This window comes from Stenotrophomonas sp. Steno-Z10-BAI (assembly GCF_056393115.1).
Map to the genome: position 1 here is coordinate 17,035 of NZ_JBWJOZ010000010.1, position 22,989 is coordinate 40,023.

Sequence of the window (22,989 nt, forward strand, 5' to 3'; positions counted from 1 at the left end):
GGAAAATGTTGAACCGCAAGCGCAGCGCGCTGAGTCTCGCGCTGGCCGTCGCCCTGACGCCGTTGATGGCGTCGGCGCAGACCGCCGAACCCAGTACCACCACCACACCGACCGGCACGGCGGCAACCAATCTGGACACCGTCCAGGTCACGGGCATCCGCCGGGGCATCGAGAACGCGATCGCGATCAAGCAGGACGCCACCTCGGTGGTCGAAGCGATTTCGGCCGAGGACATCGGCAAACTGCCCGACGTGAGCATCGCCGAATCGCTGGGCCGCCTGCCCGGTCTGGCCGCCCAGCGGGTGGCCGGCCGCGCCCAGGTGATCAGCGTGCGCGGTCTGTCGCCGGACTTCGCCACCACCCTGCTCAACGGGCGCGAAGTGGTCAGCACCGGTGACAACCGCAGCGTCGAGTTCGATCAGTACCCCTCGGAACTGGTCAACGGCGTGACCGTGTACAAGACCCCGGATGCAGCGCTGGTCGGCCAGGGCCTGTCGGGCACCATCGACATGCAGACCGTGCGCCCGCTGAGCTTCGCCGAGCGCGTGATCGCCATCAGCGGCCGCTACCAGAAGAGCTCGCTGGGCAAGGCCGCCAACGTCGACCCGTACGGCAACCGCTTCAGCGCCAGCTACATCGACCAGTTCCTCGACAACACGCTGGGCATCTCGATCGGCTACGCGCACAGCGACATGCCCATCCAGGAAAACCAGGTCGGCCTGTACGAACCGTGGACCACCGAGCAGACCGACCAAGGCAATCGCCCCGGCCTGGCCCCGGGCACGGTGTTCTCCGACGGCATCAAGGCGCTGCGCCGCACCGGCAACAACGAGCGCGACGGCGTGATGGCCACCGTGCAGTTCCGCCCGTCGAACGTGTGGACCAGCACCCTGGATGCGTTCCACACCGAAGCCGAGCAGATCGATACTGCCAACCAGTTCGAGGTCAACCTCAGCAACTACAACGGCGGTTACACCCCGGGCCTGCTGATCACCAACCCGCAGGTCAACGCCGATGGCACCTTCGCCGGCGGCGTGGCGACCGGCGTGTATCCGCTGGTGCGCGGCATGTACAACAAGCGCAAGGACAAGATCGACGCGTTCGGCTGGAACAACGAGTTCAACTTCGAACGCGTCAAGGTCGTCGCGGATGTGAACTACTCCAAGGCCACGCGCAACGAACTGAACCTGGAGAACAACCTGCAGCTCACCCCGATGCCGCAGCTGGATTCGGTCGGGGTGGTGGTCAAGCCGGACGGGTTCTCGCAGATCAGCCCGGGCTTGGACTATTCCAACCCGGACGCGCTGTTCCTGACCAACACCATCTACGGCTCCGGCTACGGCAAGGTGCCGATGGTCGAAGACCGCCTGAAGGGCGCCCGCCTGCAGGCCACCTTCGCGATGCCCGACTCGCTGCCGTGGTTCTCCGATGTGGACGTGGGCGTGAACTACGCCGACCGCCGCAAGGACAAGACCCAGGCCGAGGGCAACATCCTGCTTGGCGACCAGGGCGATGCCAACATCGCCGGTGACCTGCAGTACGCACCGGTCAATCTGGGCTTCGCCGGTATCGGCTACATCCCGGCCTGGAACGTGCCGGCTGCGGTGGACCGCTACATGGTCTTCAACCCGGTCACCAACCTGGACTACCTGATTCCCAAGGCCTGGACGGTGCAGGAAAAGACCAGCACCGCGTGGATCCGCGCCAACATCAACACCGACCTCGGTGAGGTAGGCCTGCGCGGCAACATCGGCGTGCAGATGGTGCGCACCGACCAGAGCTCGCAGTCCAACTACTTCGACCGCTCGCGTCCCGATGGCCAGAACATCCTGCCGATCGATGACGGCAAGACCTACACCGATTGGCTGCCGAGCTTGAACCTGGCCTTCATGTTCCCGCACCAGCAGACGCTGCGCTTCGCCGTGGCCAAGCAGGTGGCACGCCCGCGCGTGGACCAGATGCGTGCCGGCCTGGAGTTCGGCGTGGACACCGCCACCGGCAAGCCCGGCGGCAGCGGTGGCAACCCGCTGCTGGATCCGTGGCGCGCCAACGCGATCGATCTGTCCTACGAAAAGTACTTCGGCGAAAAAGCGTATGTGGCGGCCGCGGTGTTCTTCAAGGATCTCAAGTCCTACGTCTACACGCAGTCGCGCGACGACTACAACTTCAGCGACCTGCTGGCCAGCTACGTACCGCCGCCGGGCATGATCGTCCCGGTCCTGCCGACCGGCACGTTCTCGGCCCCGCAGAACGGCCAGGGTGGCAAGCTGAAGGGCCTGGAGCTGACCGCCTCGTTCCCGCTGGAGATGCTGACGGAGAGCCTTCGTGGCTTCGGCGTGCAGGCCAGTGCGACGTTCAACGACAGTGACATCAAGATCCTGGATCCGGAAAGCGCCTCCAGCGTGGGCAGCGATCCGATCAGCCTGCCGGGCCTGTCCGAACGCGTGTACAACTTCACCGCGTACTACGAGCGCAGTGGGTTCGAGGCCCGCGTGAGCCAGCGCCGTCGTTCGGATTTCATCGGTGAGATCGGCAACTTCAACGGCAACCGGACGCTGCGTTATGTGGTCGGTGAGAACGTGACGGATGCGCAGGTCAGTTATACGTTCGCCGACAGCAGCAGTCTGCATGGGCTGACGCTGTTGCTGCAGGGAAGCAATCTGACCAACGAGCCGTATCGCACCTACGCTGGCACGAAGGATCGTCCGCTGGAGTACGTGGAGTGGGGCCGCACGTACATGCTGGGCGTGAACTACAAGTTCTGATGTTGCTCTTGTCAGCCACTTAGTGGCGACATCGGGAACCCGCTGCTTGTGCAGCGGGTTTTTTGTTGGCTTCTCTCTGACTCTGAAGAGCGTCAGCGCCGGCTGTCCGTGGGCTGGTCGGGGGTGTGTGGATTCGCGGGGCGCGCCGTAAACCCATCCATGGGGGCTCGTGAGCCGCATCCATGCGGCACAACGGTCCCGCCAACCCACACACCCCCGCCCTTCGACAGTGGGTTGGTGGCCATGGCACAGCAAGGCGTCTACCGCCGTGTCAGTTTTGCGTTTCGATCACCGCGAAGTCTGGGCAGGTTGACTGAGCCATCAAGCAAGCGCCGCTTTTCCATTGCACACCGACACCCTGTCAAAGGGTGGGCAGGGGTGGGTTGGCGGGACCGTATGCCGCCATGGATGGCGGCATACGAGCTTACATGGACGTACTTGCAGCGGGTCCCGCTGACCCACCCCTGCCCGCCCAAACCAGCACGTTTACAGCCCCGAGTGCTGTGGCTGTGGCTGTGGCTGTGGCTGTGGCTGTACCCCAACGCACGAACGCAAGACAAAAAAAGGGCGAGGCACCTGGCCCCGCCCTCTCAATACCACCGGAACACCGATCAGCCGCGTCGCGCGCAATACATCGACTGCGCCGGCAACACCAGCTCATTACCAACAACCTCGCCCACGTCCGGACCCGGCACATGTACCGCCTGCCACTCACCCACCGGCAACGCAGCCCGCACCGAATCCGCCGAAAGATTGAACGCCAACAGCAACGTCTCCTCCCCGTGCACACGCTCGAACATCAACACCGGCTCGGCGCACGCAAGAAAACGGATGTCGCCCACCAACAGCGTCGGCATCGTCCGCCGCCACGCCAGGAACTGACGGAACGCGCTCAACACCGAGTGCGGATCCTGTTCCTGCGTCGCCACCGACGCAGCCTGATGCTCCGCCGGAATCGGCAACCACGGCTCACCCGTCGTGAAGCCCGCCTTCGGCGCATCCAGCCACGGCATCGGCGTACGGCAACCGTCGCGGCCCTTGAAGTTCGGCCAGAACGTAATGCCGTAAGGATCCTGCAGCGCCTCGAACGGCACGTCCGCCTCGCCCAGTCCCAGCTCCTCGCCCTGATAGAGGCAGATCGAACCGCGCAGCGAGCACAGCATCGCCACCAGCATGCGCGCCAGGCGCGGCTGTGCCGGATGACCGCCCCAGCGCGTTACCGCGCGCTCCACATCGTGGTTGGAGATCGCCCAGCACGGCCAGCCTTCGGTCATCGTCGCTTCCAGCCGCGACACGGTGTCGCGGATGTAACCGGCGCTGAAATCCTTCACCAGCAGTTCGAAGCTGTAGCCCATGTGCAGGCGGCCCGGCGCGGTGTATTCGGCCGTAGTCGCCAGCGAATCTTCCGCGGAAATTTCACCCAGGCTGACCGATCCCGGGTACGCGTCCAACAGCACGCGCAGCTGCTCGATGAAGCCGATGTTCTCCGGCTGCGTGTTGTTGTAATAGTGGTACTGGTAGGCGTACGGATTGTCCGCGCTGAAGCCACGGCCGAGGCGTTTTTCCAGCGGCTTGGCCGGGTTGTCACGCAGCTGTGCGTCGTGGAAACAGAAATTGATCGAATCCAGGCGGAAGCCATCCACGCCACGGTCGAGCCAGAACCGCACGTAGTCCAACGTGGCCTGCTGCACTGCCGGGTTATGGAAGTTCAGGTCGGGCTGGTCGGCCAGGAAGTTGTGCAGGAAATACTGCTCACGCCGCGGCTCCCACTGCCAGGCCACGCCCCCGAAGATCGACATCCAGTTGTTGGGCGGGGTGCCGTCCTCGCGTGGATCGGCCCACACGTACCAGTCCGCCTTGGGATTGGTGCGGTCCTGCCGGCTCTCCTGGAACCAGGCATGGTCGATCGAGGTATGGCTGAACACCTGGTCGATCATCACCTTCAGGCCCAGCGCATGCGCCTTGGCCAGCAACTCGTCGAAATCGGCGAGTGTGCCGAACAACGGGTCGACGTCGCGGTGGTCGGCGATGTCATAGCCGAAGTCGGCCATCGGTGATTTGAAGAACGGCGAGACCCAGATCGCGTCGACGCCGAGCGCGGCGACATAGTCCAGGCGCTCGATGATGCCGGGCAGGTCGCCCACGCCATCGCCGTTGGCGTCCAGGAAACTGCGCGGGTAGATCTGATAGATGACGGCACCGCGCCACCATGGAGACTGCGACATTGGGGCCCCCCTTCGGGCTTCCACGGCACCCGCGAGGGGGCCAGAAACGAACCCGACAAGCTTAGCGGGGCGCCTCCAGCGGTGGGGTCGCATGCATACGTATTCACGCCGGATCGCGGTGCGCGTGGCGTTACGGGCACCCGGTCAGGCGGCGCTTCGCCCAGCAGGGCCCCGGGCGCCGGCGGCCAAGGTCGGCACGATCCGGCGCCCTGCCCCGCGCCTTGACCGGACCACCGGCACGTCTTCGCGGGCGGAATACGACCGCACCGCCTATAATTCCGCCCAAGCCTGAAAGTCAGACCGCATGACCATCACCGAAGACACCCGCCCCGCGCTGGGCCTGCCCCAGATCCAGACGCTCGCCGCGCCCGACATGGACGCCGTCGATGCGCTGATTCGTCGCCGACTGTCCTCGGATGTCGTGCTGATCAACCAGATCGCCGACCACATCATCTCGGCCGGCGGCAAGCGCCTGCGCCCGATGCTGGTGATGCTGGCCGGCCACGCGGTCGGCCAGGCCGGCCCGGAACACCATCAGCTGGCGGCAATCATCGAGTTCATCCACACCTCGACGCTGCTGCATGACGACGTGGTGGACGAATCCAGCCTGCGCCGCGGCCGCAGCACCGCCAATGCGCTGTGGGGCAATGCTCCCAGCGTCCTGGTCGGGGATTTCCTGTACTCGCGCAGCTTCCAGCTGATGGTCGAACTGGACCGCATGCCGGTCATGCGGATCCTCGCCGATACCACCAACCGGATCGCCGAGGGTGAGGTGCTGCAGCTGCTGCATGTCCACAACCCGGATACGGACGAAGCGGCCTATCTGCGCGTGATCGAGCGCAAGACCGCGGTGCTGTTCGCCGCCGGCACCCGCCTGGGCGCCCTGGCCAGTGGTGTCGATGAGGCCACCCAGCAGGCGCTGTACGATTACGGCATGCACCTGGGCTACGCCTTCCAGATCGCCGACGACGTGCTGGACTACTCGGCCAATGCCGAGGAGCTGGGCAAGAACCTGGGCGACGACCTTGCCGAGGGCAAGGCCACGTTGCCGCTGATCCACGCGATGGCGCATTCCGATGCCACCACCCGCGAGCGCCTGCGCGAGATCGTGCAGAACGGTGACGCCGAGGCGATGCCCGAGGTGCTGGCGGCCATCCACGCTACCGGCGGGCTGGACTACAGCCGCGCCCGCGCCGAGGAGTACGCCGATGCCGCCGAGCGTGCGCTCGACGGCCTGGCCGACAACGATGCCGTGGCCGCTCTTCGCGGGCTGGCCCGTTACGCGGTGCAGCGCTCGCATTGACCGGAGGCGTGCCGACCAACGGTCGGCACCTACCGGCGTGTCGTCTCGAACCGCTCCTCGAAGAACTCGTCCAGCGCCTTCCACGCGCGCTTGGCCGCGCGTTCGTTGTACTGGCACCCCGGCGGACTGTTCGCATCCGACTCGGCAAAGCAGTGCACCGCGCCGCTGTAGTTGGTGAACTCCCAGTCCACCTTCGCAGCATTCATTTCCTGCTCGAAGCTGGCGATGTCGTCCTTGCTCACGCTCTTGTCGTCGGCGCCATTGAGCACCAGCACGGAGGGATGGGTTCCACCGGCCTTGGCCGGCAGCGGCGAGCCCAGCCCGCCGTGCAGGCTGACCACACCGGCCAGCGGCGCACCGGCGCGTGCCATCTCCAGCACCGTGGTGCCGCCGAAGCAGAACCCGACCGCGCCGATCCGGCTCGCATCCAGCGGTGCCTTGCCGGCCTGCGCCTTCAGCACCTCGATCGCCTTGAGCGCACGCGCCCGCAGCACGGGGCGGTCATTGCGCAGCTTGGTCGCCACCGGACCCGCCTCGGCATCGGTCTTCGGGCGCACGCCCTTGCCGTACACATCGGCCACCAGCACCACGTAGTCATCGCCGGCCAGCTGCTTGGCCTTGGCGATGGCCGAGTCGTTGACGCCCTTCCAGTTGGGCACCATCACCAGGCCCGGGCGTTTGTCGTTGTCACTGTCGTCATAGACCAGCACCCCGCTGAAGGTGGTGCCATCCTGGGTCCACTCCACCGGCTTGGCCTGCATCGCCGCCAGCGCGGGCAGCGCCGTCATGCCCAACAGTACCGCTGCACCCCACCGCCATTGCGTGTTCATGCGCCTGCTCCCGACAGAAAGAGCCCCGAGTGTATGACGGTCGGCTGACGGGACCGTGTAGACGCGCCGGCGCGACGTGCGACCCCGTGATCTGACAGGCCGGCCACGCCCGACCTCATCTGAATTAACTACCTCCGTCCCTGTTATGGCAGGCTGGCCGCCCCCTGTGCATGGAACAGCTCATGAGCCTTGTCGACCGCTTCCTTTCCGGCCTGGTGCCGCGCCTGCCCGAAGACGATGCGCGGATGTGGGCCTGGGTCGAGGGCGCCAGCACGGCCGATCTGGCGCGCCTGCGCGAGCGCTGGCCGCAGGTGCCCGAGAGCCTGGTGGCGCTGCTGGGGCGGGTCGATGGCACGCATTTCCGCACCTACCCGGGTGGCGAGGCGGTGGTGCTGATGCTGGGCTCGGATGTCGAGGAGGGGCACTACCCCTACTTCCTGCGCTCGGTAGCGCAGGTATTCGAGGACAGCGCGCAGTGGGATGACAGCATCCGCTCGATCTACGAGGAGTGGCTGGAGGAAGACCCCGAGATTCTTGGCGAGGGCATTGACGCGGATCTGCCGATGGGCAAGCGCCTGTGCTTCTCGCACTGCATGAACAACGGTGGCACCTCGGTGCTGTATCTGGATTTCGATCCCGCACCGGGCGGCACGGCCGGCCAGGTGGTGCGCTACCTGCACGACCCGGACAGCTACCGGGTGATCGCGCCGAGCTTCGATGTCTATCTGCAGCAGCTCATCGACGGGGACTACGCGTTCATCGATGAAGAAGAAGCCTGATGCCTGCATCACCGGCGTAACCAGGGTGGATGACGTATCCCGCGTCGCCCCGGGGTAGAGCAGATCAGGCGATCCCGATGCCCGGAATCGCGGTGATCTGGTCCGGATCAAAGCCGGCCAGTTCGGCGAAATGGCGGCCACGGGCGACGTAGTCGCGGTACACGCCGTAGCTCGGCGCACCCGGCGACAACAGCACCACCCCGCCCTGCCCGCCAAGCGCGACCTGCGCCAGCCGCATGGCCTCGGGCAGATCGGCGGCGGCATGCAGACCGAAACGGCCTGCATCGGCCAACGGCTGCAGCAGCGCGTGGATGCGCGGGCCGTTGGCGCCCATCGTGACGATCTCCACCGGAGGCACGTCGTGCGCCATGTGCGCGACGAAGTCGTGCCAGTCCAGGCCACGATCATGCCCGCCCACCAGCAGCGCGATGCGGCGACCGGCGAAGCACTCCAGCGCCGCCAGACTTGCGTGCGGCGTGGTGCTGATCGAATCGTTGACGAAGGTGATCCCCTCACGCTTACCGATGGTCTGCAGGCGGTTGGGGAGCGGGCGGAAGTCCTGCACCGCCGGGGCCAGTGCCACCGCGTCCAGGCCCAGCGCCTCGATCGCCGCCAGCACCGCGCACAGGTTGCCGCGGTTGTGTCGGCCGGGCAGCGGCGTGTGTGAGGTGTCGAACACGGCCTGCTCGCCGCGATGCACGACATCGCCGCGCATGTGCCAGCCCAACGGCTGGTTGAACCAGATGACCTCGCTCTCCGGCAACGACAACCCCGCCAGGTGCGGGTCGGCCGCGTTGAGCACCGCGGTCCGCGGCGCGGCCCCGGTGACCAGCTGCAGCTTGTCATCGATGTAGCGTGCTTCGCTGCCGTGCCAATCCAGGTGCTCGGGGAACAGGTTCAGCACGATGGCGACCTGCGGGTGCGCGCCACTGCGCGCGACCTCGCCGGTCTGGTAGCTGGACAGTTCCACTGCCCAGTACTGCGGCACCGGCTGCGGGGCCAGCACTTCCAGCAGCGGCAGGCCGATGTTGCCGATCAGCCCGGTGCGCGCGCCCGAAGCACGCAGCAGATGTGCCAGCAGCGCGGTGGTGGTGCTCTTGCCCTTGGTACCGGTCACGCACACGGTGTCGTGCACGATGCCGTCGGCAGCGGCGTGCTCGGCGAACCACAGCGAGGTACCGCCGATGAACTGCGTGCCCTGCGCGGTGGCGTGCAGGGCTGCCTCGCCATACGGGCTGATACCCGGCGATTTGATCACCACCTCGAAGGCGGCCAGCGCCAGGCCGGTGACATCCGAACGAACCGTCAGCGCCCCCTGGGTTTCCTCACGCGCACCGGCGGCCTCGGCCTCCGGGCAGAACAACGTCAGCGGCAGCGACGGCAGCCGCTGCTGCAGGACGCGGAACGCGGCGCGCCCCTCACGTCCCCAGCCCCACAACGCAACGCGCTTGCCTTCAAGCTGCGAAATTCGCACGCAGACGCTCCCAGATCGCCGGAGGAATGCGGTGTTCGCCTTCCAGCGCCAGCAGCGGTTCGATCTGCAGTTCCGTGGCGTCCAGCTGCGGGCGGATCTCGTGGACAAAGCGCTTCACCAGCGCGTCTTCATTCCATTCCGGGCGCGCGGCCAAGGTCGCCATCGCAGCGCGCGATTCGCGGCCTTCGCCCACGCACTCGAACGGCTTGTGGTCCTGGAACTCCAGCAGCGCATCGAAGCCCGGGGCCTGCTCGATATCGTCGAGCAGGTTGCGGCCGAAGATGCCGACCAGGCGCATCTTGGGCATGAACGGGGCCAGCGCCAGGAACACGAAGTGGCACTTCGGGCAGACGCCGCACCAGCGGTTCACCGGGCGCTCGCCCAGGATGTGGAAATTGCGGTTGCAGCTGGAGAAATGCGCGTCGTAGAAGTCACTCTTGGCGAACTGACGCGCCACCGCCAGCTCCGAGAGCGGGCGCAGCAGCGAGTAATAGTGCAGGTCCGCGGCGACGTGGCGTTCCAGATGCTCACCGAAGGCCTGTTCGAACGCCCAGCCCTTCGACCACTGGTGATTGACCTCGCCGGTGCCCGGAATCTGGCTGCCATAGCTGGCCGAGCGCTCGTTGGAGAACACCACCTGGTCCACGCCCTGCAGCAGCGCGGCCAGCACCAGGATCGCCGAGTTCACCGCGGTGACCGGGATATGGCCGTTCCAGGCGCCCTGACGGTTGAGCTCGAACAGCTCCGGGGCCAGCGTGCGGCCGATGTTGAGGATCGGCAGGCCGGTGCGCTCGGCGCAGGCGCGGATCAGCTGCGAGCCGCCAATCCAGGTGACCGTTTCGGCGATACCCAGGCTGCGCAGCGCTTCGATGCTGACCAGCGAATCCTTGCCGCCGCCGATGGCGACCAGCGCGTGTTCGCGCAGGCCCAGCGCCGGTGCGGCGAAGGCTTCGCCCTCGACCGGCAGGCGGAAGCGGCCACGCAGGTTCAGGCCATTGCGGTAGGCGAATTCGCCCAGGCCGTTGAGGTACACCGTCTCGACCAGCGCCGCGGTGGCCGCGTCAATGGTGTAGCTGTCGATACGCACCTGCTCGGGCACGCCGGCCTTGTAGTAGCTCACCCCGGCCATCAGGTGCAGCAGGCGCAGGGCGCGCTGCACCGCCTCGGCGCGGTCATCCTCGAGCACGAACGGCGCGCCCGGGATGGTCACCGTCTCGATCAGCTCCGGGCCGTCATCGAAGGCGTAGACCAGCTGCGCCACGCCGGTGCCCGCGTCGAATTCGCAGCGGACGAAGCGGAAAACGGCAACCTGGTGTTTATCAAAAGCAGTCATGGTGTATCCGGTTTGAATGGCGGCAGGCAGCGGTCAATGGCCATCATCGATGACGTCCTCACGCGGCAGCTCGCGCTGGTTGTAAGTGTTGGCCATGACGTAGCCATACGCGCCGGCGTCGGCGATCAGCATCACATCGTCCGGCGCGGTCGAGGCCGGCAGGCGGCGGCGCTTGCCGAACACGTCGCTGGATTCGCAGATCGGGCCGACCACATCGAACATCGCTTCGGAGTAGCCACTCAGGCGGCTGAGGTTCTCGATGTCATGCCAGGCGTCGTACAGCGCCGGACGCATCAGCGTGTTCATGCCCGCATCCAGACCGACGCGGCGGATGCCGTCCTTTTCCACCACCTGGGTGGCCCGCGTCAGCAGCACGCCGGACTCGGCCACCAGGTAGCGGCCCGGTTCGATCGCCAGGCGGAACGCCGGGTGCACGGCCTTCACTTCGGCCAGGCCGATCGCCCAGGCCTCCAGATCGAACGGCTCGTCGTCGGCGCTGTACGGGATCGGCAGGCCACCGCCGATATCGATGGTCTCGATGCTGCCGATGCGGCGGGCGAACCCGGCCAGTTCATCGCACATCAGGCGCCAGTGCTGCGCGGTTTCCACGCCGCTGCCCAGGTGCGCATGCAGGCCGACCACGCGGGTGCCCAGCTCGCCGGCGATGCGGACGAACTCATCCACGCGGGCGATCGGCAGGCCGAACTTGGAGTCCTTGCCGCCGGTGCGGACCTTGGCATGGTGGCCTTCGCCACGGCCCAGATCCACGCGCAGCCAGAGCTCGCGGTTGCTGAACAGTTCCGGCCAGCGCTGCAGGGCTTCCACGTTGTCCAGCGTGACGGTGACACCCAGCGCGAACGCGGCATCGTACTCGGCATGCGGCGCGAAGCTGGGGGTGAACAGCACGCGCTTGGGCGACAGCGTCGGCAGCGTGTTGAACACGTGCTTGAGCTCGCCGTGCGACACGCACTCCAGGCCGAAGCCTTCCTGCTCCAGCACTTCCAGGATGGCCGGGTGCGAGTTGGCCTTGATCGCGTAGTAACGCTGGTCGATCGCCTTGATCGCGTTCAGCGCGCGCGCACGCGCCCGCACCGTTGGCAGGTTATAGACGTAGCGCGGCGTCCCGGCCTGGGCGAGCGTCAGCAGGTGCTCGCGCTGGCCCCGCCACCAGGCGGTTTCGCGCGGGCGGATGGTGCCGGCGATTTCGCGCCAGCGCGGGCCGAACACTTCGCCCTCTTCCACCGGCATCGCGCCGCTGTCGATCAGTTCGGCGTGCAGGATCGGCAGCAGGCCGTCCGCGTCCGCCTCGTCGATGACGAAGGTCAGGTTCAAGTCATTGGACGACTGCGAAATCATGTGCACGCGTTCGCGGCCGAAGGTGGCCCACACGTCCGAGAGCTTGTGCAGCATCGAGCGCATGCCGCGGCCGACCAGGGTGATCGCCGCGCACGGCACGATGATCTTGACCTTGCAGATCTGCGACAGGTCGGCCGACAGCGCGGCCAGCACATCGGTGCTGACCAGGTTTTCGGACGGGTCCAGCGAGACGGTCACGTTGGTTTCGGCCGAACCGATCAGGTCCACGGAGAGGCCGTGCTTCTTGAACAGCCCGAACACGTCGGCCAGGAAGCCGACCTGCTGCCACATGCCGATGCCTTCCATCGAGACCAGCACGATGCCGTTGCGGCGGCTGATCGCCTTCACACCCGGCACCGCCGCGGCATTGCCATCGATGCTGGTGCCCGGCAGCTCGGGGCGCTCGGTATCCAGGATCGCCATCGGCACGCCGGCATCGCGGCACGGCTTGATCGAACGCGGGTGCAGCACCTTGGCGCCGGTCGTCGCGATTTCCTGCGCTTCGTAATAGTCCAGGCGGGTCAGCAGGCGCGCGTCGGGCACGTCCTTCGGGTTGGCGCTGAACATGCCCGGCACATCGGTCCAGATCTCCACGCGGCTGGCGCCGAGCAGCGCACCGAAGTACGCCGCCGAGGTATCCGAACCGCCGCGACCGAGGATGGCGGTGCCCCCATCGGCATGGCGGGAGATGAAGCCCTGGGTGATCAGCATGCGGGTCGGCTGGGCGCGGAAACGCGCGGCCCAATCGGCCTCGGCACGCCACTGGCAGTTCACCGACAGGCGCTGCGACCACTCGCTCTGGCTGGGTTGCGGCGGCAGTGCATCGAGCCACTCGCGGGCATCCATCCAGCCGAAATCCAGGCCACTGGCGCGCAGATAGGCCGCACCGACGGTCGAGGACAGCAGTTCGCCCTGGCCCAGCACCTCAGCCTGCCACTCCAGCGGCCGACCGGCGGCACGCGGATCGTCCAGCAGCCCGGCCAGCGCGTCCAGACGCACGTCCAGCGCGGTGGCGTCCAGCGCCAGCTCGGTCAGGAATTCGCGGTGGCGCGCGACCAGCGCGGCGACACGGTCGCGGCTGTCGGCGGCGCCATCGGCGATCGCGGTGAGTTCGTTGGTCACCCCGGACAGCGCCGATACCACCACCAGCACGCGCGAGCCCGTTTCTTCCGCCCGTTTTTTCGCCAGTTTGCCGATGGTGTCCCAGCGGTGACGACGCGACACGGAGGTGCCGCCGAACTTCAGTACGATCCAGCGATCGACAAGGGGGGAAGCTGACATGGAGGTGGAGGTTTGGGTAGTGAGAGGGATCGCCCGGCACGCCGGGCCGAACCCCCGATTCTATGCCAAGCCTGCCCGTTGCAGGGGCCGGGCCCGCAATGCGGCCCCGGTTGGTAAGCTGCCCGCCCGTTTTTCCCTGAGCGCCCCGCCATGACCTCCCGTCGTTTCCTGCAGCTGGATGTGTTCTCGCCCTACCCCGGCGCCGGCAACCCGCTGGCCGTCGTGCTCGATGCACAGGGCCTGGACGAGACGGCGATGCAGGCCATCGCCCGCTGGACCCGCCTGCCGGAGACCACCTTCGTGTTCCCGCCTGCCGCCCCGGGCGCGAGCTACGGCATCCGGATGTTCAGCCCGCAGAAGGAAGTTCCGTTCGCCGGCCACCCCAGCGTGGGCACCGCGCATGCCGTGCTCGAGCTGGGCGTGGCCGCACCGGTCGAGGGCGTGCTGGTCCAGGACGGCATCGCCGGTGCCCTGCCGCTGCGGGTGGATGGCAGCGGTGACGCCCGCACCATCGCGATCCGTACCCCGCGCGCCGCGGTGGCCGAAGTGACCACTGCCGCCGACCCGCGCCTGCAGGCAGCCTTGGCGGGCTGGCCGCTGGGCAATCTGCCGCCGGCGAGCATGGCCGGTGGCCGCAGCTGGTGGGTGGTGGAACTCGCTGACGAGGCCGCCCTGCGCGCCCTCACCCCGGATTGGGATGCCGTGGCCACCTTGGCCGAGGCCACCGACAGCATGGGGGTATTCGCCTATGCACGCAGCCAGGGCCAGGCGTGGGATCTGGCGGTGCGTGCGTTCGTCGGCAATGGCCGTCGCTTTGAAGATGCGGCCTCCGGTGCGGCCAATGCGGTGCTGGCCGCGTGGCTGGACAGCCGCGATGCGCTGCCCGGCACCGCGCACGGCTACGTCGTCAGCCAGGGCCGTGAAGTGGGCCACGATGCGCGCCTGACCCTGCGCATCGATGACCATGGCGATGTCTGGTCCGGCGGCCAGGTGCAGACCGTCATCCGCGGCACGCTGGACTGGTGATCCCGGCGGCGGCGCGTCAACGCGCCGTGTCGTACACCGGTGCGCCATCGACCCAGGTCGAACGCACCTGCAGGTCGGCCAGGTCGGCCGGGGCGATGCTGAGCGGATCGCGATCAAGCACGACGAAATCCGCGTGCAGGCCGGGCTGCAACCGGCCGACCTGGGCCTCGTCATGGCCTGCCCACGCGGCATCGGCGGTGAACCCGCGCAGCGCTTCGGCCGCGGTCAGGCGCTGATCGGGCTGCCAGCCGCCCGGCGGTTGGCCCGCACGGTCCTGGCGGGTGACCGCGGCATACAGGCCCAGGCGCGGATCCACCTGTTCCACCGGGAAGTCCGAACCAAGCGCGAGCCGGGCACCGGAGCCCAGCATCCGCCGCCACGCATAGGCCCCGAGGATGCGCTCGGGACCGACCCGATCCTGCGCCCAGCCCATGTCCGAGGTGGCGTGGGTAGGTTGCATCGAGGCGATCACGCCGAGCTGGGCAAAGCGCGGAATGTCCTCCAGCGCCACCACCTGCGCATGCTCGATCCGCCAGCGATGATCGCTGCTGCGACGCTCGCCCAGCACCCTGGCGTAGGTGTCCAGCGCGATCCGGTTGCCTCGATCGCCGATCGCATGGGTGGCGACCTGGACATGACAGGTATCGGCTTTGCGCACCGCCGTTTCAAACTCGGCCGGCGAGGTCACCAGCAAGCCGCGGTTGTGCGGGTCGTCGCTGTAGTCGGCCAGCAGCGCGGCGCCGCGGCTGCCCAGCGCGCCATCCATGAACAGCTTGACCCCGCGCATCTCAAGGCGGCCACCGGGATGCTGGTACGCGCCCTGTGCACACAGATCAGCCAGCGCATCGCCATTACCATCGGCATACGCATCGATACGCAGCGGCAGCGTGCCGGCATCGGCGAAGCGGCGCATCAGAGCCAGATCGGCGCGCGATACGCCCATGTCGTGCACACCGGTCAGGCCGTGGCTGACCGCTTTATCCAGTGCGCGGGTCAGCATCTGCTCGCGGGCTGCGTCGCTGGGCGTCGGGATCGCCGCCTGCACCAGGGTCATCGCTTCATCGACGAACACCCCGCTCGGCTGCCCCTTCGCATCGCGCACGATGCGACCACCGGCCGGCTGCCAGCTGCCCTTCAGCGCGCGTTGGCCGGGCTGCCGTGCGACCGCGCGCAATGCCGCGCTGTTGCCCCAGCCCGCGTGACCATCGATGCGACCCAACCAGACCGGTCGGTCCGGGAACGCCGTGTCGAGATCGGCCACGGTCGGGAACTGCTTGTCCGGCCACCGGTTCTGGTCCCAGCCGCTGCCCAGCAGCCAGCCCTCGGGGTTGTCGGCCGCAAAGCGCTGCAGGCGCACCACGATGTCCTGGGTACTGGTCGCACCGGTGAGATCGGCCTGCATCAGCGTGCCGCCCAGGAACATCAGGTGTGCATGCGCATCGATCAGCCCCGGGATCACGGTGGCCTCGCCGACGTCGGTCAGCGCCGCCAGTGGATACAGCGTCAACAGTGCCTGCCGATCACCAACGGCGAGCACGCGCCCGGTGTCGGTATCCCACGCCAGCGCAGTGGCGGCGGGCGCGTCGGGATCCCCGGTATGGATGGTCGCGGCGGTCAGCAGGCGCACATCGGCCTGCGCGGTGCCGGCCAGCAGGCAGGCCAGCAGGGTGGCAAGAGCGGTCGGACGCATGCAGATACCCCACAACAGGAAAGCGGCGACTATGCGGCCGCCGCTTTCCCATCACAATCTGCTGTGCACCAATCGCTGGCGCGGATCAGCCGGCCAGCTCGGCCTCAAGGCTGATCGGTACCGCACTGAGCGCCTTGGAGACCGGGCAGTTCTGCTTGGCGTCATCGGCGATGGCACGGAACTGGGTGGCCTCGATGTTCGGCACCACGGCCTTCACCTTCAACGTGATCTGCGACAGCTGCGGGCCACCTTCCATCGAGAGGTCCACCTTGGCTTCGGTATCCAGCGAGGTGGGCACGAAACCGGCCTCGGTCAGCTTGGCCGACAGCGCCATCGTGAAGCAGCCGGCATGTGCAGCGGCGATCAGCTCTTCCGGGTTGGTGCCCTTCTCATCGCCGAAGCGGCTGCTGAAGGCATAGCGTGTTTTGTCCATCAAGCCGCTCTGGGGCGTGCTCAATTGTCCCTTGCCTGTCTTGAGGTCACCTTCCCAATGCGCGGTGGCGTGGCGTGAAATACCCATCGTGAGATCTCCTGCGGCGTGAATGACCAGACCAGCCTAGACCGTGCCGCGTTAGTGCCATGTCTGGCTGCCGTCAGCGGCATGGCAGGTGGCGCTCCCAGCTGAATCGGTCCTCAAGATCGATGCTGTTTTCAAGTGGTTTTCGTGCGACAGTCGGGGTGCGACGGTCCATGACCGATGGCACCCGCCGCGAGGGCGGACCCTGTTTTTTGGCTATGACCTGATGCACTGCGGTAACGAAGGGCGTGGAAATCACGAATTTTTATGCGCCTGCCTATTGGCGGCGCCCCATAGTTGCCCTACATTTCGCTTGCCGACGGGGTTCGGCGCGACCAAACAACCAACCGTTCACGGAACAGGAAACCATGGCAAAGACCGCTAAGAAGGCTGCCCCGAAGAAGGCAGTAAAGAAAGTCGCTACGAAGGCAGCCGCGAAGCCGGCCGCTCCCAAGCCGATCAAGGAAGTGCTGAGCAAGTCTGGTCTGGTTGCACACATCGTTGAAGCGTCCGGCGTTGTCGCCAAGGACGTGCGCGCCGTGCTCGCCTCGCTGGAAGGCGCCGTCGCCGCTTCGGTGCACAAGAAGGGCGCGGGCAGCTTCACCCTGCCGGGCCTGCTGAAGATCTCCACCGTCAGCGTGCCGGCCAAGCCGAAGCGCAAGGGCATCAACCCGTTCACCAAGGAAGAGCAGTGGTTTGCCGCCAAGCCGGCGTCGACCAAGCTGAAGGTGCGTCCGCTCAAGAAGCTCAAGGACGCCGCGCTCTAATCTGCGCGCTTCCTGCAGCACCTAAACGGGACGGCATAAGCCGTCCCGTTTTTTTTGGTCATCTCCAGGCGGCGGCCTGGGGACAGTTGCCGAGGGCGTGCCGGTCGCTGCGGGCTCGGCGTGCCTAGCGAAACACAGCGTTTCCAAAGACGTTCGCGCCGCCTGCTTCCTGCGCAGATGCCTGCCCTGCCGTGATCCAGGGCATAGCAGAACCGACCGGAACGCACAGGGTGGAACACTGCGTGCGACCGCGCCTGTCGTCGCGGTACGCCTCGCGCCCTATGGTGGCCTTGACCCCCCACCGCGCAGGCAGCCATGGCCAGCTCTTCTTCCCAGCGTTACCGCATCACCGTCACCCCGATCGAAAAGGACGGCCTTCAGTGCAGCGGGCGCTGCACCATCGAGCTGGAGCACCGTGCGCAGCAGGATTGGATGCGCCTGCTGGAAATCGCGCGGCGCAACACCGGGCTCAGCGGTGACGAACGTGCCGCGGCCATCGTGGCCACCCAGCTGCTGCGCGACCTCGCCCAGCGCCACGCCGACGAACCCGGCCACCCGCTTACCGTGCTGCAACCGCAGCTGGACGAGGTGCTCGCCGCGTTGGAGTCGATCCAGGGCGCGCCCTGAGCCAAGCGCCGGGCGTGGCGCTACACTCGGCGCTCTCCGGGGAGAGTCCTGCATGCGCCGCGCCGTCCTGTTGCTTCCGCTGCTGTTCCTGCACGGCTGCTCCTGCCAGCAGCAGCCGCCCATGACCGAGTCACCTGCGGCGCCCGAAGGCGCAGCGGACGCCGATGACGTGCCGCCTCGGCACAGTGCACCGACGCCCCCGCCCACCGCCGCGGCACCGACCGCGCTCAGCGCAGTGGCCGCGGACGCACTGGATGAGCCTTCGCTGGTGCATCGCTACCTGAGTGCATTGGCGCAGGGCGACGTCGCGACCGCCGACGCGCAGTGGACCGGCGGCGGCCCGGGCGGCCACCCGGACGATGCCCCCCTTCGCGCACTGCCCGACTTCCGCGGGCTGCGCATCAAGACCGGCGCGCCCATCGCACGCGACACCGCCCAGCCCTCCCGGCTGCGCGAAGTGCCGGTCCAGATCCGGGTCAGCACCGACACACGCACACTGCGTTTCGAGGGCTGGTATCGGCTGCAACCCCGCGCGGATGGGAGCGGGTGGGAAATCCACGGCGCCTCGATCCAGCCGGTGCTGAACTGACTGCATCGCAGGGCGCGCCATCGAATCCTGACCGCGTACGTCAAAGCTGGATTCAGCCGCGCGCGCTATTGTTGGCATCTCATTCCCCACGGCCTGCCGCCATGAACGTTCGCCCGCTGTTGTCCCGCCTCGCCGCCTGCACCGTGCTGCTGGCCGCCGCCATCGGCGCGCAGGCCGCGCCCAGCGTATCCGGCCGCCAGCTGTCCGTCGGCGCTACCGATGTGCAGCAGTACCTCGACGGCAGCTTCCCGCGCACGCAGAACGCGCTGGGGGGCCTGATCGCAATGACGATGAGCCATCCGCAGCTGACCCTTCCGCAGGGCAGCCGGCTGGACCTGGGCTTCGATGTCGCCATGGCGACCGCCGGCGGCAACCCGGCGCCGCTGGGCAAAGTGAAGCTGAGCAGCGGCCTGCGCTACGACGCGCAGACACAGGGCTTCCACCTGCAGGAGCCGACGGTCGATGATTTCACCCCGGCCAACAACGGCGGCAAGCTGGATTCACGTACGCGCGGCCTGCTCAATGCCTGGCTCACCGATTACGCCCAGCGCGAACCGATCTACAAGATCGACCCGAGCGTGGCCGCGGTGCTCGGCACGCTGCAGGTGCAGTCGGCCCAAGTGGAGAACGGCAAGCTGGTGGTAACCTTCAACCAGGATCTCGGCGCGCTGGTGCCGGCCGGGTTGCTGAGCAAGTAACGCGATTGTGGGCACCGACCCTGGGTCGGTGCCCACACGATCAACCGGCCAATGCCTTGGCCACCGCATCGGCGAAGGCGGGAATATCCCCCGGCTTGCGGCTGGTGATCAGGCCACCATCCACCACCACTTCGGCATCGGTCCACTCGGCACCCGCATTGCCCAGATCGGTTTTCAGCGACGGCCACGAGGTGACCTTGCGGCCCTTGGCCAAGCCGGACTCGACCAGCAGCCACGGCCCGTGGCAGATCGCGGCGACCGGCTTGCCCGCCGCGCCGAAGGCCTTGATCAGCGCGACCGCGTCGGTGTCGATGCGCAGTTTGTCGGGATTGATCACGCCGCCGGGCAGTACCAGTGCGTCGTAATCGCCGGCCTTCGCGCCTTTCAGCGGTGCATCGACCGTGACGTCCTCGCCCCAGTCCTTGTCTTTCCAGCCGCGGATCGTGCGGGCGTCACCGGGGGCGATCACCTTGACCGAGGCGCCCCAGGATTCCAGCAGGCGCTTGGGTTCCTGCAGCTCGGACTGTTCGAAGCCATCGGTGGCGAGGATCGCGATGTGCTTGCCGTTGAGTGCGTGTGCCATGGAGCGGCTCCAGTAAGTAGGAGCGCTCAGTGTGGCCGCGGGCGCATTGGGCGGCGGTGACCACGATGTGCACATCGTGTCGGGACAGCCACCGGCCCATGGCCGGTGGCGACCGGAGGGATCAGCGCTTGGGCTGCAGCATCGTGCCGGTGCACTGCTTCGAACCGCAGCGGCACTCCCAGATCTTCTTCAGGCGCGCGGTGTGACGCTCGGCCAGGGTGATGCCGTAGTTGTAGGTCAATTCATCGCCCGGCTTGATGTCCTTGATCGCCTCGATGAATACCTTGTCCTCGCGGCGGTTGTCACCCTCGGCTTCCTCGATCACTGCTTCGCAGTTCGGATCGCAGCTGTGGTTGAGCCAGCGCGCGTCGTTGCCCTTGTAGTTAGCATCGATGACGTAGTCGTCGTTGAGGGTGAACAGGAAGGTATGACCGCTCTCCACATCCCCGGTGTCGTCGGCGTCCACGTCGGCGTGGCTGCGCAGCAGACCCTTGTACTGGATGACCCGCTCGCCCTTCTTGATCGGCGCCAGCGCGAACACGCCATTGCCATGGATGGTGGACTTGCGGGCCTGGATCTTCTTGGGCATCTGGCTGACCGTTGCGGTGGGAAGCCCCGATTCTCGCTTAATCTTTGTGATTGCCAAAGCGATGCAGTCCAATACACGCCCAAGGCCGCCCTGCGGGCGCCTGAACGGGCGGGTTGGATGCCGCCGGAGAAAAGCGTACAATTTCAGTCCGCTTTATGGTTCTGCACCCCACATGCTCCGCGTCACCAAGCTCACCGATTACGCCACCGTCGTGCTGACCGTGCTCGCTGCCCGCCCGGGCGAGGTGCTCAGTGCAACTGAACTGGCCGAGTTCGCCCGTCTGGAACCGCCCACCGTCAGCAAGCTGCTCAAGCCGCTGGCCCAGGCCGGGCTGGTCGAAGGCCTGCGCGGCGTCCGCGGCGGCTACCGGCTGACCCGCGCGGCAGACCAGATCACGCTGTTCGAGATCGTGGAAGCCATGGAAGGGCCGCTGGGCCTGACCGAGTGCGCCCATGACCACAGCCAGTGCGGCCGCGAGCTGCAGTGTGGCGCGCGCAGCAGCTGGCGGATGATCAACGACGTGGTGTCCGAAGCGCTGCGCGCGGTCACCCTGGCGCAGATCCTGCCCCCTCTTCCCCTTGTTGACGCCCACCGCCGCGCGATCGCGGCGGATGTCGTCTCCTGATCAGGCAGCCCCCATGGCCACCGATACCCTCGATACCGTCGCCACCGGCGATACCCCCAACCGCGAGATCCATGAGCAGCTCGGCCGCAAGTACTCGGCAGGCTTCATCACGGACATCGAATCGGACTCGTTGCCGCCCGGCCTGGACGAGGACACCATCCGTGCCCTGTCCGCCAAGAAGGACGAGCCGGAGTGGATGACGCAGTGGCGCCTGGACGCCTACCGCCACTTCCTGACCATGCCGATGCCGGACTGGGCCAAGCTGCAGATCGCGCAGATCGACCTGCAGACGTTGAGCTACTACTCCGCGCCAAAGGGCCCGAAGTACGCCTCGCTGGACGATGTGCCCAAGGAACTGCTGGACACCTACGACAAGCTCGGCGTGCCGCTGCATGAGCGCGCCAGGCTGGCCGGCGTGGCCGTGGATGCGGTGTTCGATTCGGTCTCGGTCGGCACCACGTTCCGCAAGGAACTGGCCGAGAAGGGCGTGATCTTCTGCTCCATGTCCGAGGCGATCAAGGAACACCCGGAACTGGTCAAACAGTACCTGGGCACCGTGGTCCCGGTCGGCGACAACTACTTCGCCGCGCTCAACTCGGCGGTGTTCTCCGATGGCAGCTTCGTGTTCATCCCCAAGGGCGTGCGTTGCCCGATGGAACTGAGCACCTACTTCCGCATCAACGCCGGCCATACCGGCCAGTTCGAGCGCACGCTGATCATCTGCGAGGACAAGGCGTACGTGTCCTACCTGGAAGGCTGCACCGCGCCGATGCGCGATGAGAACCAGCTGCACGCCGCGGTGGTCGAGCTGGTCGCGCTGGACGATGCCGAGATCAAGTACTCCACGGTGCAGAACTGGTACCCGGGCGATGAGAACGGCGTGGGCGGCATCTACAACTTCGTCACCAAGCGTGCCGAATGCCGTGGCGCGCGCAGCAAGGTCACCTGGACCCAGGTCGAGACCGGCTCGGCGATCACCTGGAAATACCCGTCCTGCGTGCTGCTTGGCGATGATTCGGTCGGCGAGTTCCACTCGGTTGCGCTGACCCACCATCGTCAGCAGGCCGACACCGGCACCAAGATGATCCACATCGGCAAGCGCACCAAGAGCAAGATCGTCAGCAAGGGCATCAGCGCCGGCCATGGCCAGAACACCTATCGTGGCCTGGTGAAGATCGATCGCGGCGCCGAGGGCGCGCGCAATTACACCCAGTGCGATTCCCTGCTGATCGGCAAGAAGTCCGGCGCGCATACCTTCCCCTACATCGAGGTGAAGAACCCCAGCGCGACGGTCGAGCACGAAGCGACCACCTCCAAGATCTCCGACGACCAGCTGTTCTATTGCCGCGCCCGCGGCATCGATCAGGAAAATGCGGTGTCGATGATCGTCGACGGCTTCTGCAAGCAGGTCTTCCGCGAGCTGCCGATGGAGTTCGCCGTGGAAGCCAAGAAGCTGCTGGACGTCAGCCTGGAAGGCTCGGTCGGATGATCCGCATCCTGATCAGCCTGGGTCTGCTGCTGGGCGCGGTGGCGCCGGCGGCCGCGCAGGACGTGAAATGCGATCCGGGTGGCAACCAGCTCGAGCTCAATGCCTGCGCTGACGGCGAGTTCAAGCAGGCCGATGCCGAACTGAACGCGGTGTACCGCCAGATCGTGGCCAAGCTGGCCGGCGAGCCGGTCGCACTGGCAAAGATGAAAGCAGCGCAGCGCCTGTGGGTCCAGCTGCGCGACGCCGATCTGGACGCGCGCTACCCGGTGGGCGATGACGAGAACCCTCGCCTGCTGTACGGCTCGATGTACCCGATGCTGTATTCCGGCGCCAAGGCGGCCTTGACCACCGCGCGGGTCACTTACCTGCGCAACGAATTCCTCGAGCGCAGCGAATACGACCTCTGAGTCGCGCTGCCTCCAGTTCCCCTATCTGACAAGACG

The 22,989-nt window shown here is 66.9% G+C and carries 20 protein-coding genes; 11 read left to right on the plus strand and 9 right to left on the minus strand.

Annotated elements, in window-relative coordinates; translation table 11 throughout:
- The first annotated feature begins 5 nt into the window (after positions 1–5).
- Entirely contained in the window at positions 6–2,765 is a 2,760-nt protein-coding gene (locus AC06E9_RS18435) for a TonB-dependent receptor (protein ID WP_478056575.1), read from the plus strand.
- Between the two features lie 611 nt (positions 2,766–3,376).
- Here the strand turns inward: AC06E9_RS18435 and AC06E9_RS18440 are convergent.
- A complete protein-coding gene (locus tag AC06E9_RS18440) occupies positions 3,377–4,990 on the minus strand; it encodes an alpha-glucosidase (RefSeq protein WP_152153492.1) in 1,614 nt (537 codons plus the stop codon).
- A 304-nt stretch (positions 4,991–5,294) separates the two neighbouring features.
- Between AC06E9_RS18440 and AC06E9_RS18445 the strand changes: the two genes are divergently transcribed.
- A complete protein-coding gene (locus AC06E9_RS18445; RefSeq protein ID WP_478056576.1) occupies positions 5,295–6,293 on the plus strand; it encodes a polyprenyl synthetase family protein in 999 nt (332 codons plus the stop codon).
- Positions 6,294–6,322: 29 nt separating this feature from the next.
- Here AC06E9_RS18445 and AC06E9_RS18450 read toward each other — a convergent pair whose 3' ends face one another.
- Positions 6,323–7,123 carry a dienelactone hydrolase family protein gene (locus tag AC06E9_RS18450; RefSeq protein ID WP_152153497.1) on the minus strand — a complete coding sequence of 267 codons (801 nt, stop codon included), beginning with the start codon at positions 7,121–7,123 and terminating at the stop codon, positions 6,323–6,325.
- A 182-nt stretch (positions 7,124–7,305) separates the two neighbouring features.
- Here AC06E9_RS18450 and AC06E9_RS18455 point away from each other — a divergent pair, with 182 nt between their 5' ends.
- Positions 7,306–7,902, plus strand: coding sequence for an SMI1/KNR4 family protein (locus AC06E9_RS18455; protein ID WP_478056577.1), 597 nt, complete (start codon positions 7,306–7,308; stop codon positions 7,900–7,902).
- Positions 7,903–7,966: 64 nt separating this feature from the next.
- Here the strand turns inward: AC06E9_RS18455 and murD are convergent, their stop codons facing one another.
- Genes murD through AC06E9_RS18470 form a run of 3 tightly spaced genes read right to left on the minus strand, consistent with a single transcriptional unit; the run spans position 7,967 to position 13,346 of the window.
- Entirely contained in the window at positions 7,967–9,376 is a 1,410-nt protein-coding gene (gene murD, locus AC06E9_RS18460) for a UDP-N-acetylmuramoyl-L-alanine--D-glutamate ligase (RefSeq protein WP_478056578.1), read from the minus strand.
- Positions 9,357–10,709 (minus strand): UDP-N-acetyl-alpha-D-muramoyl-L-alanyl-L-glutamate epimerase, encoded by a 1,353-nt coding sequence (gene murL, locus AC06E9_RS18465; RefSeq protein ID WP_478056579.1) that lies wholly within the window; start codon positions 10,707–10,709, stop codon positions 9,357–9,359. Before murL ends, murD begins: the two co-directional genes overlap by 20 nt.
- Before the next feature lie 33 nt (positions 10,710–10,742).
- The gene (locus AC06E9_RS18470; RefSeq protein WP_478056580.1) at positions 10,743–13,346 is read right to left on the minus strand and encodes a bifunctional aspartate kinase/diaminopimelate decarboxylase; all 2,604 of its coding nucleotides are present in this window, start codon (positions 13,344–13,346) and stop codon (positions 10,743–10,745) included.
- A gap of 150 nt (positions 13,347–13,496) precedes the next feature.
- On the opposite strand from AC06E9_RS18470, the gene AC06E9_RS18475 reads away from it, so the two are divergent.
- A complete protein-coding gene (locus AC06E9_RS18475; protein WP_478056581.1) occupies positions 13,497–14,372 on the plus strand; it encodes a PhzF family phenazine biosynthesis protein in 876 nt (291 codons plus the stop codon).
- Between the two features lie 16 nt (positions 14,373–14,388).
- On the opposite strand, the gene AC06E9_RS18480 is transcribed toward AC06E9_RS18475, so the two are convergent.
- Positions 14,389–16,062: an amidohydrolase gene (locus tag AC06E9_RS18480; protein ID WP_478056582.1), complete on the minus strand. Its 1,674-nt coding sequence runs from the start codon at positions 16,060–16,062 to the stop codon at positions 14,389–14,391.
- Between the two features lie 85 nt (positions 16,063–16,147).
- On the minus strand, positions 16,148–16,582 hold the full coding sequence (locus AC06E9_RS18485; protein WP_123728599.1) for an OsmC family protein: 435 nt from the start codon (positions 16,580–16,582) through the stop codon (positions 16,148–16,150).
- A 365-nt stretch (positions 16,583–16,947) separates the two neighbouring features.
- On the opposite strand from AC06E9_RS18485, the gene AC06E9_RS18490 reads away from it, so the two are divergent.
- The 4 genes from AC06E9_RS18490 to AC06E9_RS18505 all read left to right on the plus strand — a co-directional run bounded on the left by AC06E9_RS18490 (position 16,948) and on the right by AC06E9_RS18505 (position 19,260).
- On the plus strand, positions 16,948–17,346 hold the full coding sequence (locus AC06E9_RS18490; protein ID WP_019185677.1) for an HU family DNA-binding protein: 399 nt from the start codon (positions 16,948–16,950) through the stop codon (positions 17,344–17,346).
- A gap of 315 nt (positions 17,347–17,661) precedes the next feature.
- Entirely contained in the window at positions 17,662–17,973 is a 312-nt protein-coding gene (locus AC06E9_RS18495) for a DUF3861 domain-containing protein (protein WP_259462203.1), read from the plus strand.
- A 52-nt stretch (positions 17,974–18,025) separates the two neighbouring features.
- Complete coding sequence (locus AC06E9_RS18500; RefSeq protein WP_478056583.1) at positions 18,026–18,562, plus strand: hypothetical protein; 537 nt, start codon at positions 18,026–18,028, stop codon at positions 18,560–18,562.
- 101 nt (positions 18,563–18,663) lie between these two features.
- A complete protein-coding gene (locus AC06E9_RS18505; RefSeq protein WP_088432783.1) occupies positions 18,664–19,260 on the plus strand; it encodes a YceB family lipoprotein in 597 nt (198 codons plus the stop codon).
- A gap of 40 nt (positions 19,261–19,300) precedes the next feature.
- On the opposite strand, the gene AC06E9_RS18510 is transcribed toward AC06E9_RS18505, so the two are convergent.
- A complete protein-coding gene (locus tag AC06E9_RS18510) occupies positions 19,301–19,843 on the minus strand; it encodes a type 1 glutamine amidotransferase domain-containing protein (RefSeq protein WP_121043220.1) in 543 nt (180 codons plus the stop codon).
- Positions 19,844–19,964: 121 nt separating this feature from the next.
- Complete coding sequence (locus tag AC06E9_RS18515; protein WP_121043218.1) at positions 19,965–20,432, minus strand: SET domain-containing protein; 468 nt, start codon at positions 20,430–20,432, stop codon at positions 19,965–19,967.
- A gap of 172 nt (positions 20,433–20,604) precedes the next feature.
- On the opposite strand from AC06E9_RS18515, the gene AC06E9_RS18520 reads away from it, so the two are divergent.
- From AC06E9_RS18520 to AC06E9_RS18530, 3 genes are read left to right on the plus strand one after another with little or no spacing between them, the layout of a single operon-like run.
- Positions 20,605–21,057, plus strand: a complete 453-nt coding sequence (locus AC06E9_RS18520; RefSeq protein ID WP_026070170.1) for an SUF system Fe-S cluster assembly regulator — start codon at positions 20,605–20,607, stop codon at positions 21,055–21,057.
- Between the two features lie 13 nt (positions 21,058–21,070).
- Entirely contained in the window at positions 21,071–22,546 is a 1,476-nt protein-coding gene (sufB, locus tag AC06E9_RS18525) for a Fe-S cluster assembly protein SufB (RefSeq protein ID WP_478056584.1), read from the plus strand.
- Positions 22,543–22,953 carry a lysozyme inhibitor LprI family protein gene (locus tag AC06E9_RS18530; protein WP_226956678.1) on the plus strand — a complete coding sequence of 137 codons (411 nt, stop codon included), beginning with the start codon at positions 22,543–22,545 and terminating at the stop codon, positions 22,951–22,953. Before sufB ends, AC06E9_RS18530 begins: the two co-directional genes overlap by 4 nt.
- Positions 22,954–22,989: the final 36 nt, after the last annotated feature.

Bases quoted from the DNA above. Each gene is read 5' to 3' on its own strand.
- AC06E9_RS18485 (WP_123728599.1), bottom strand. From the start codon at position 16,582: ATGGGTATTTCACGCCACGCCACCGCGCATTGGGAAGGTGACCTCAAG.
- AC06E9_RS18455 (WP_478056577.1), top strand. From the start codon at position 7,306: ATGAGCCTTGTCGACCGCTTCCTTTCCGGCCTGGTGCCGCGCCTGCCC.
- AC06E9_RS18510 (WP_121043220.1), bottom strand. From the start codon at position 19,843: ATGGCACACGCACTCAACGGCAAGCACATCGCGATCCTCGCCACCGAT.
- AC06E9_RS18480 (WP_478056582.1), bottom strand. From the start codon at position 16,062: ATGCGTCCGACCGCTCTTGCCACCCTGCTGGCCTGCCTGCTGGCCGGC.
- AC06E9_RS18445 (WP_478056576.1), top strand. From the start codon at position 5,295: ATGACCATCACCGAAGACACCCGCCCCGCGCTGGGCCTGCCCCAGATC.
- AC06E9_RS18475 (WP_478056581.1), top strand. From the start codon at position 13,497: ATGACCTCCCGTCGTTTCCTGCAGCTGGATGTGTTCTCGCCCTACCCC.
- murL (WP_478056579.1), bottom strand. From the start codon at position 10,709: ATGACTGCTTTTGATAAACACCAGGTTGCCGTTTTCCGCTTCGTCCGC.
- AC06E9_RS18440 (WP_152153492.1), bottom strand. From the start codon at position 4,990: ATGTCGCAGTCTCCATGGTGGCGCGGTGCCGTCATCTATCAGATCTAC.
- AC06E9_RS18450 (WP_152153497.1), bottom strand. From the start codon at position 7,123: ATGAACACGCAATGGCGGTGGGGTGCAGCGGTACTGTTGGGCATGACG.
- sufB (WP_478056584.1), top strand. From the start codon at position 21,071: ATGGCCACCGATACCCTCGATACCGTCGCCACCGGCGATACCCCCAAC.
- AC06E9_RS18520 (WP_026070170.1), top strand. From the start codon at position 20,605: ATGCTCCGCGTCACCAAGCTCACCGATTACGCCACCGTCGTGCTGACC.
- AC06E9_RS18505 (WP_088432783.1), top strand. From the start codon at position 18,664: ATGAACGTTCGCCCGCTGTTGTCCCGCCTCGCCGCCTGCACCGTGCTG.
- AC06E9_RS18490 (WP_019185677.1), top strand. From the start codon at position 16,948: ATGGCAAAGACCGCTAAGAAGGCTGCCCCGAAGAAGGCAGTAAAGAAA.
- AC06E9_RS18495 (WP_259462203.1), top strand. From the start codon at position 17,662: ATGGCCAGCTCTTCTTCCCAGCGTTACCGCATCACCGTCACCCCGATC.
- AC06E9_RS18530 (WP_226956678.1), top strand. From the start codon at position 22,543: ATGATCCGCATCCTGATCAGCCTGGGTCTGCTGCTGGGCGCGGTGGCG.
- AC06E9_RS18435 (WP_478056575.1), top strand. From the start codon at position 6: ATGTTGAACCGCAAGCGCAGCGCGCTGAGTCTCGCGCTGGCCGTCGCC.
- AC06E9_RS18470 (WP_478056580.1), bottom strand. From the start codon at position 13,346: ATGTCAGCTTCCCCCCTTGTCGATCGCTGGATCGTACTGAAGTTCGGC.
- AC06E9_RS18500 (WP_478056583.1), top strand. From the start codon at position 18,026: ATGCGCCGCGCCGTCCTGTTGCTTCCGCTGCTGTTCCTGCACGGCTGC.
- AC06E9_RS18515 (WP_121043218.1), bottom strand. From the start codon at position 20,432: ATGCCCAAGAAGATCCAGGCCCGCAAGTCCACCATCCATGGCAATGGC.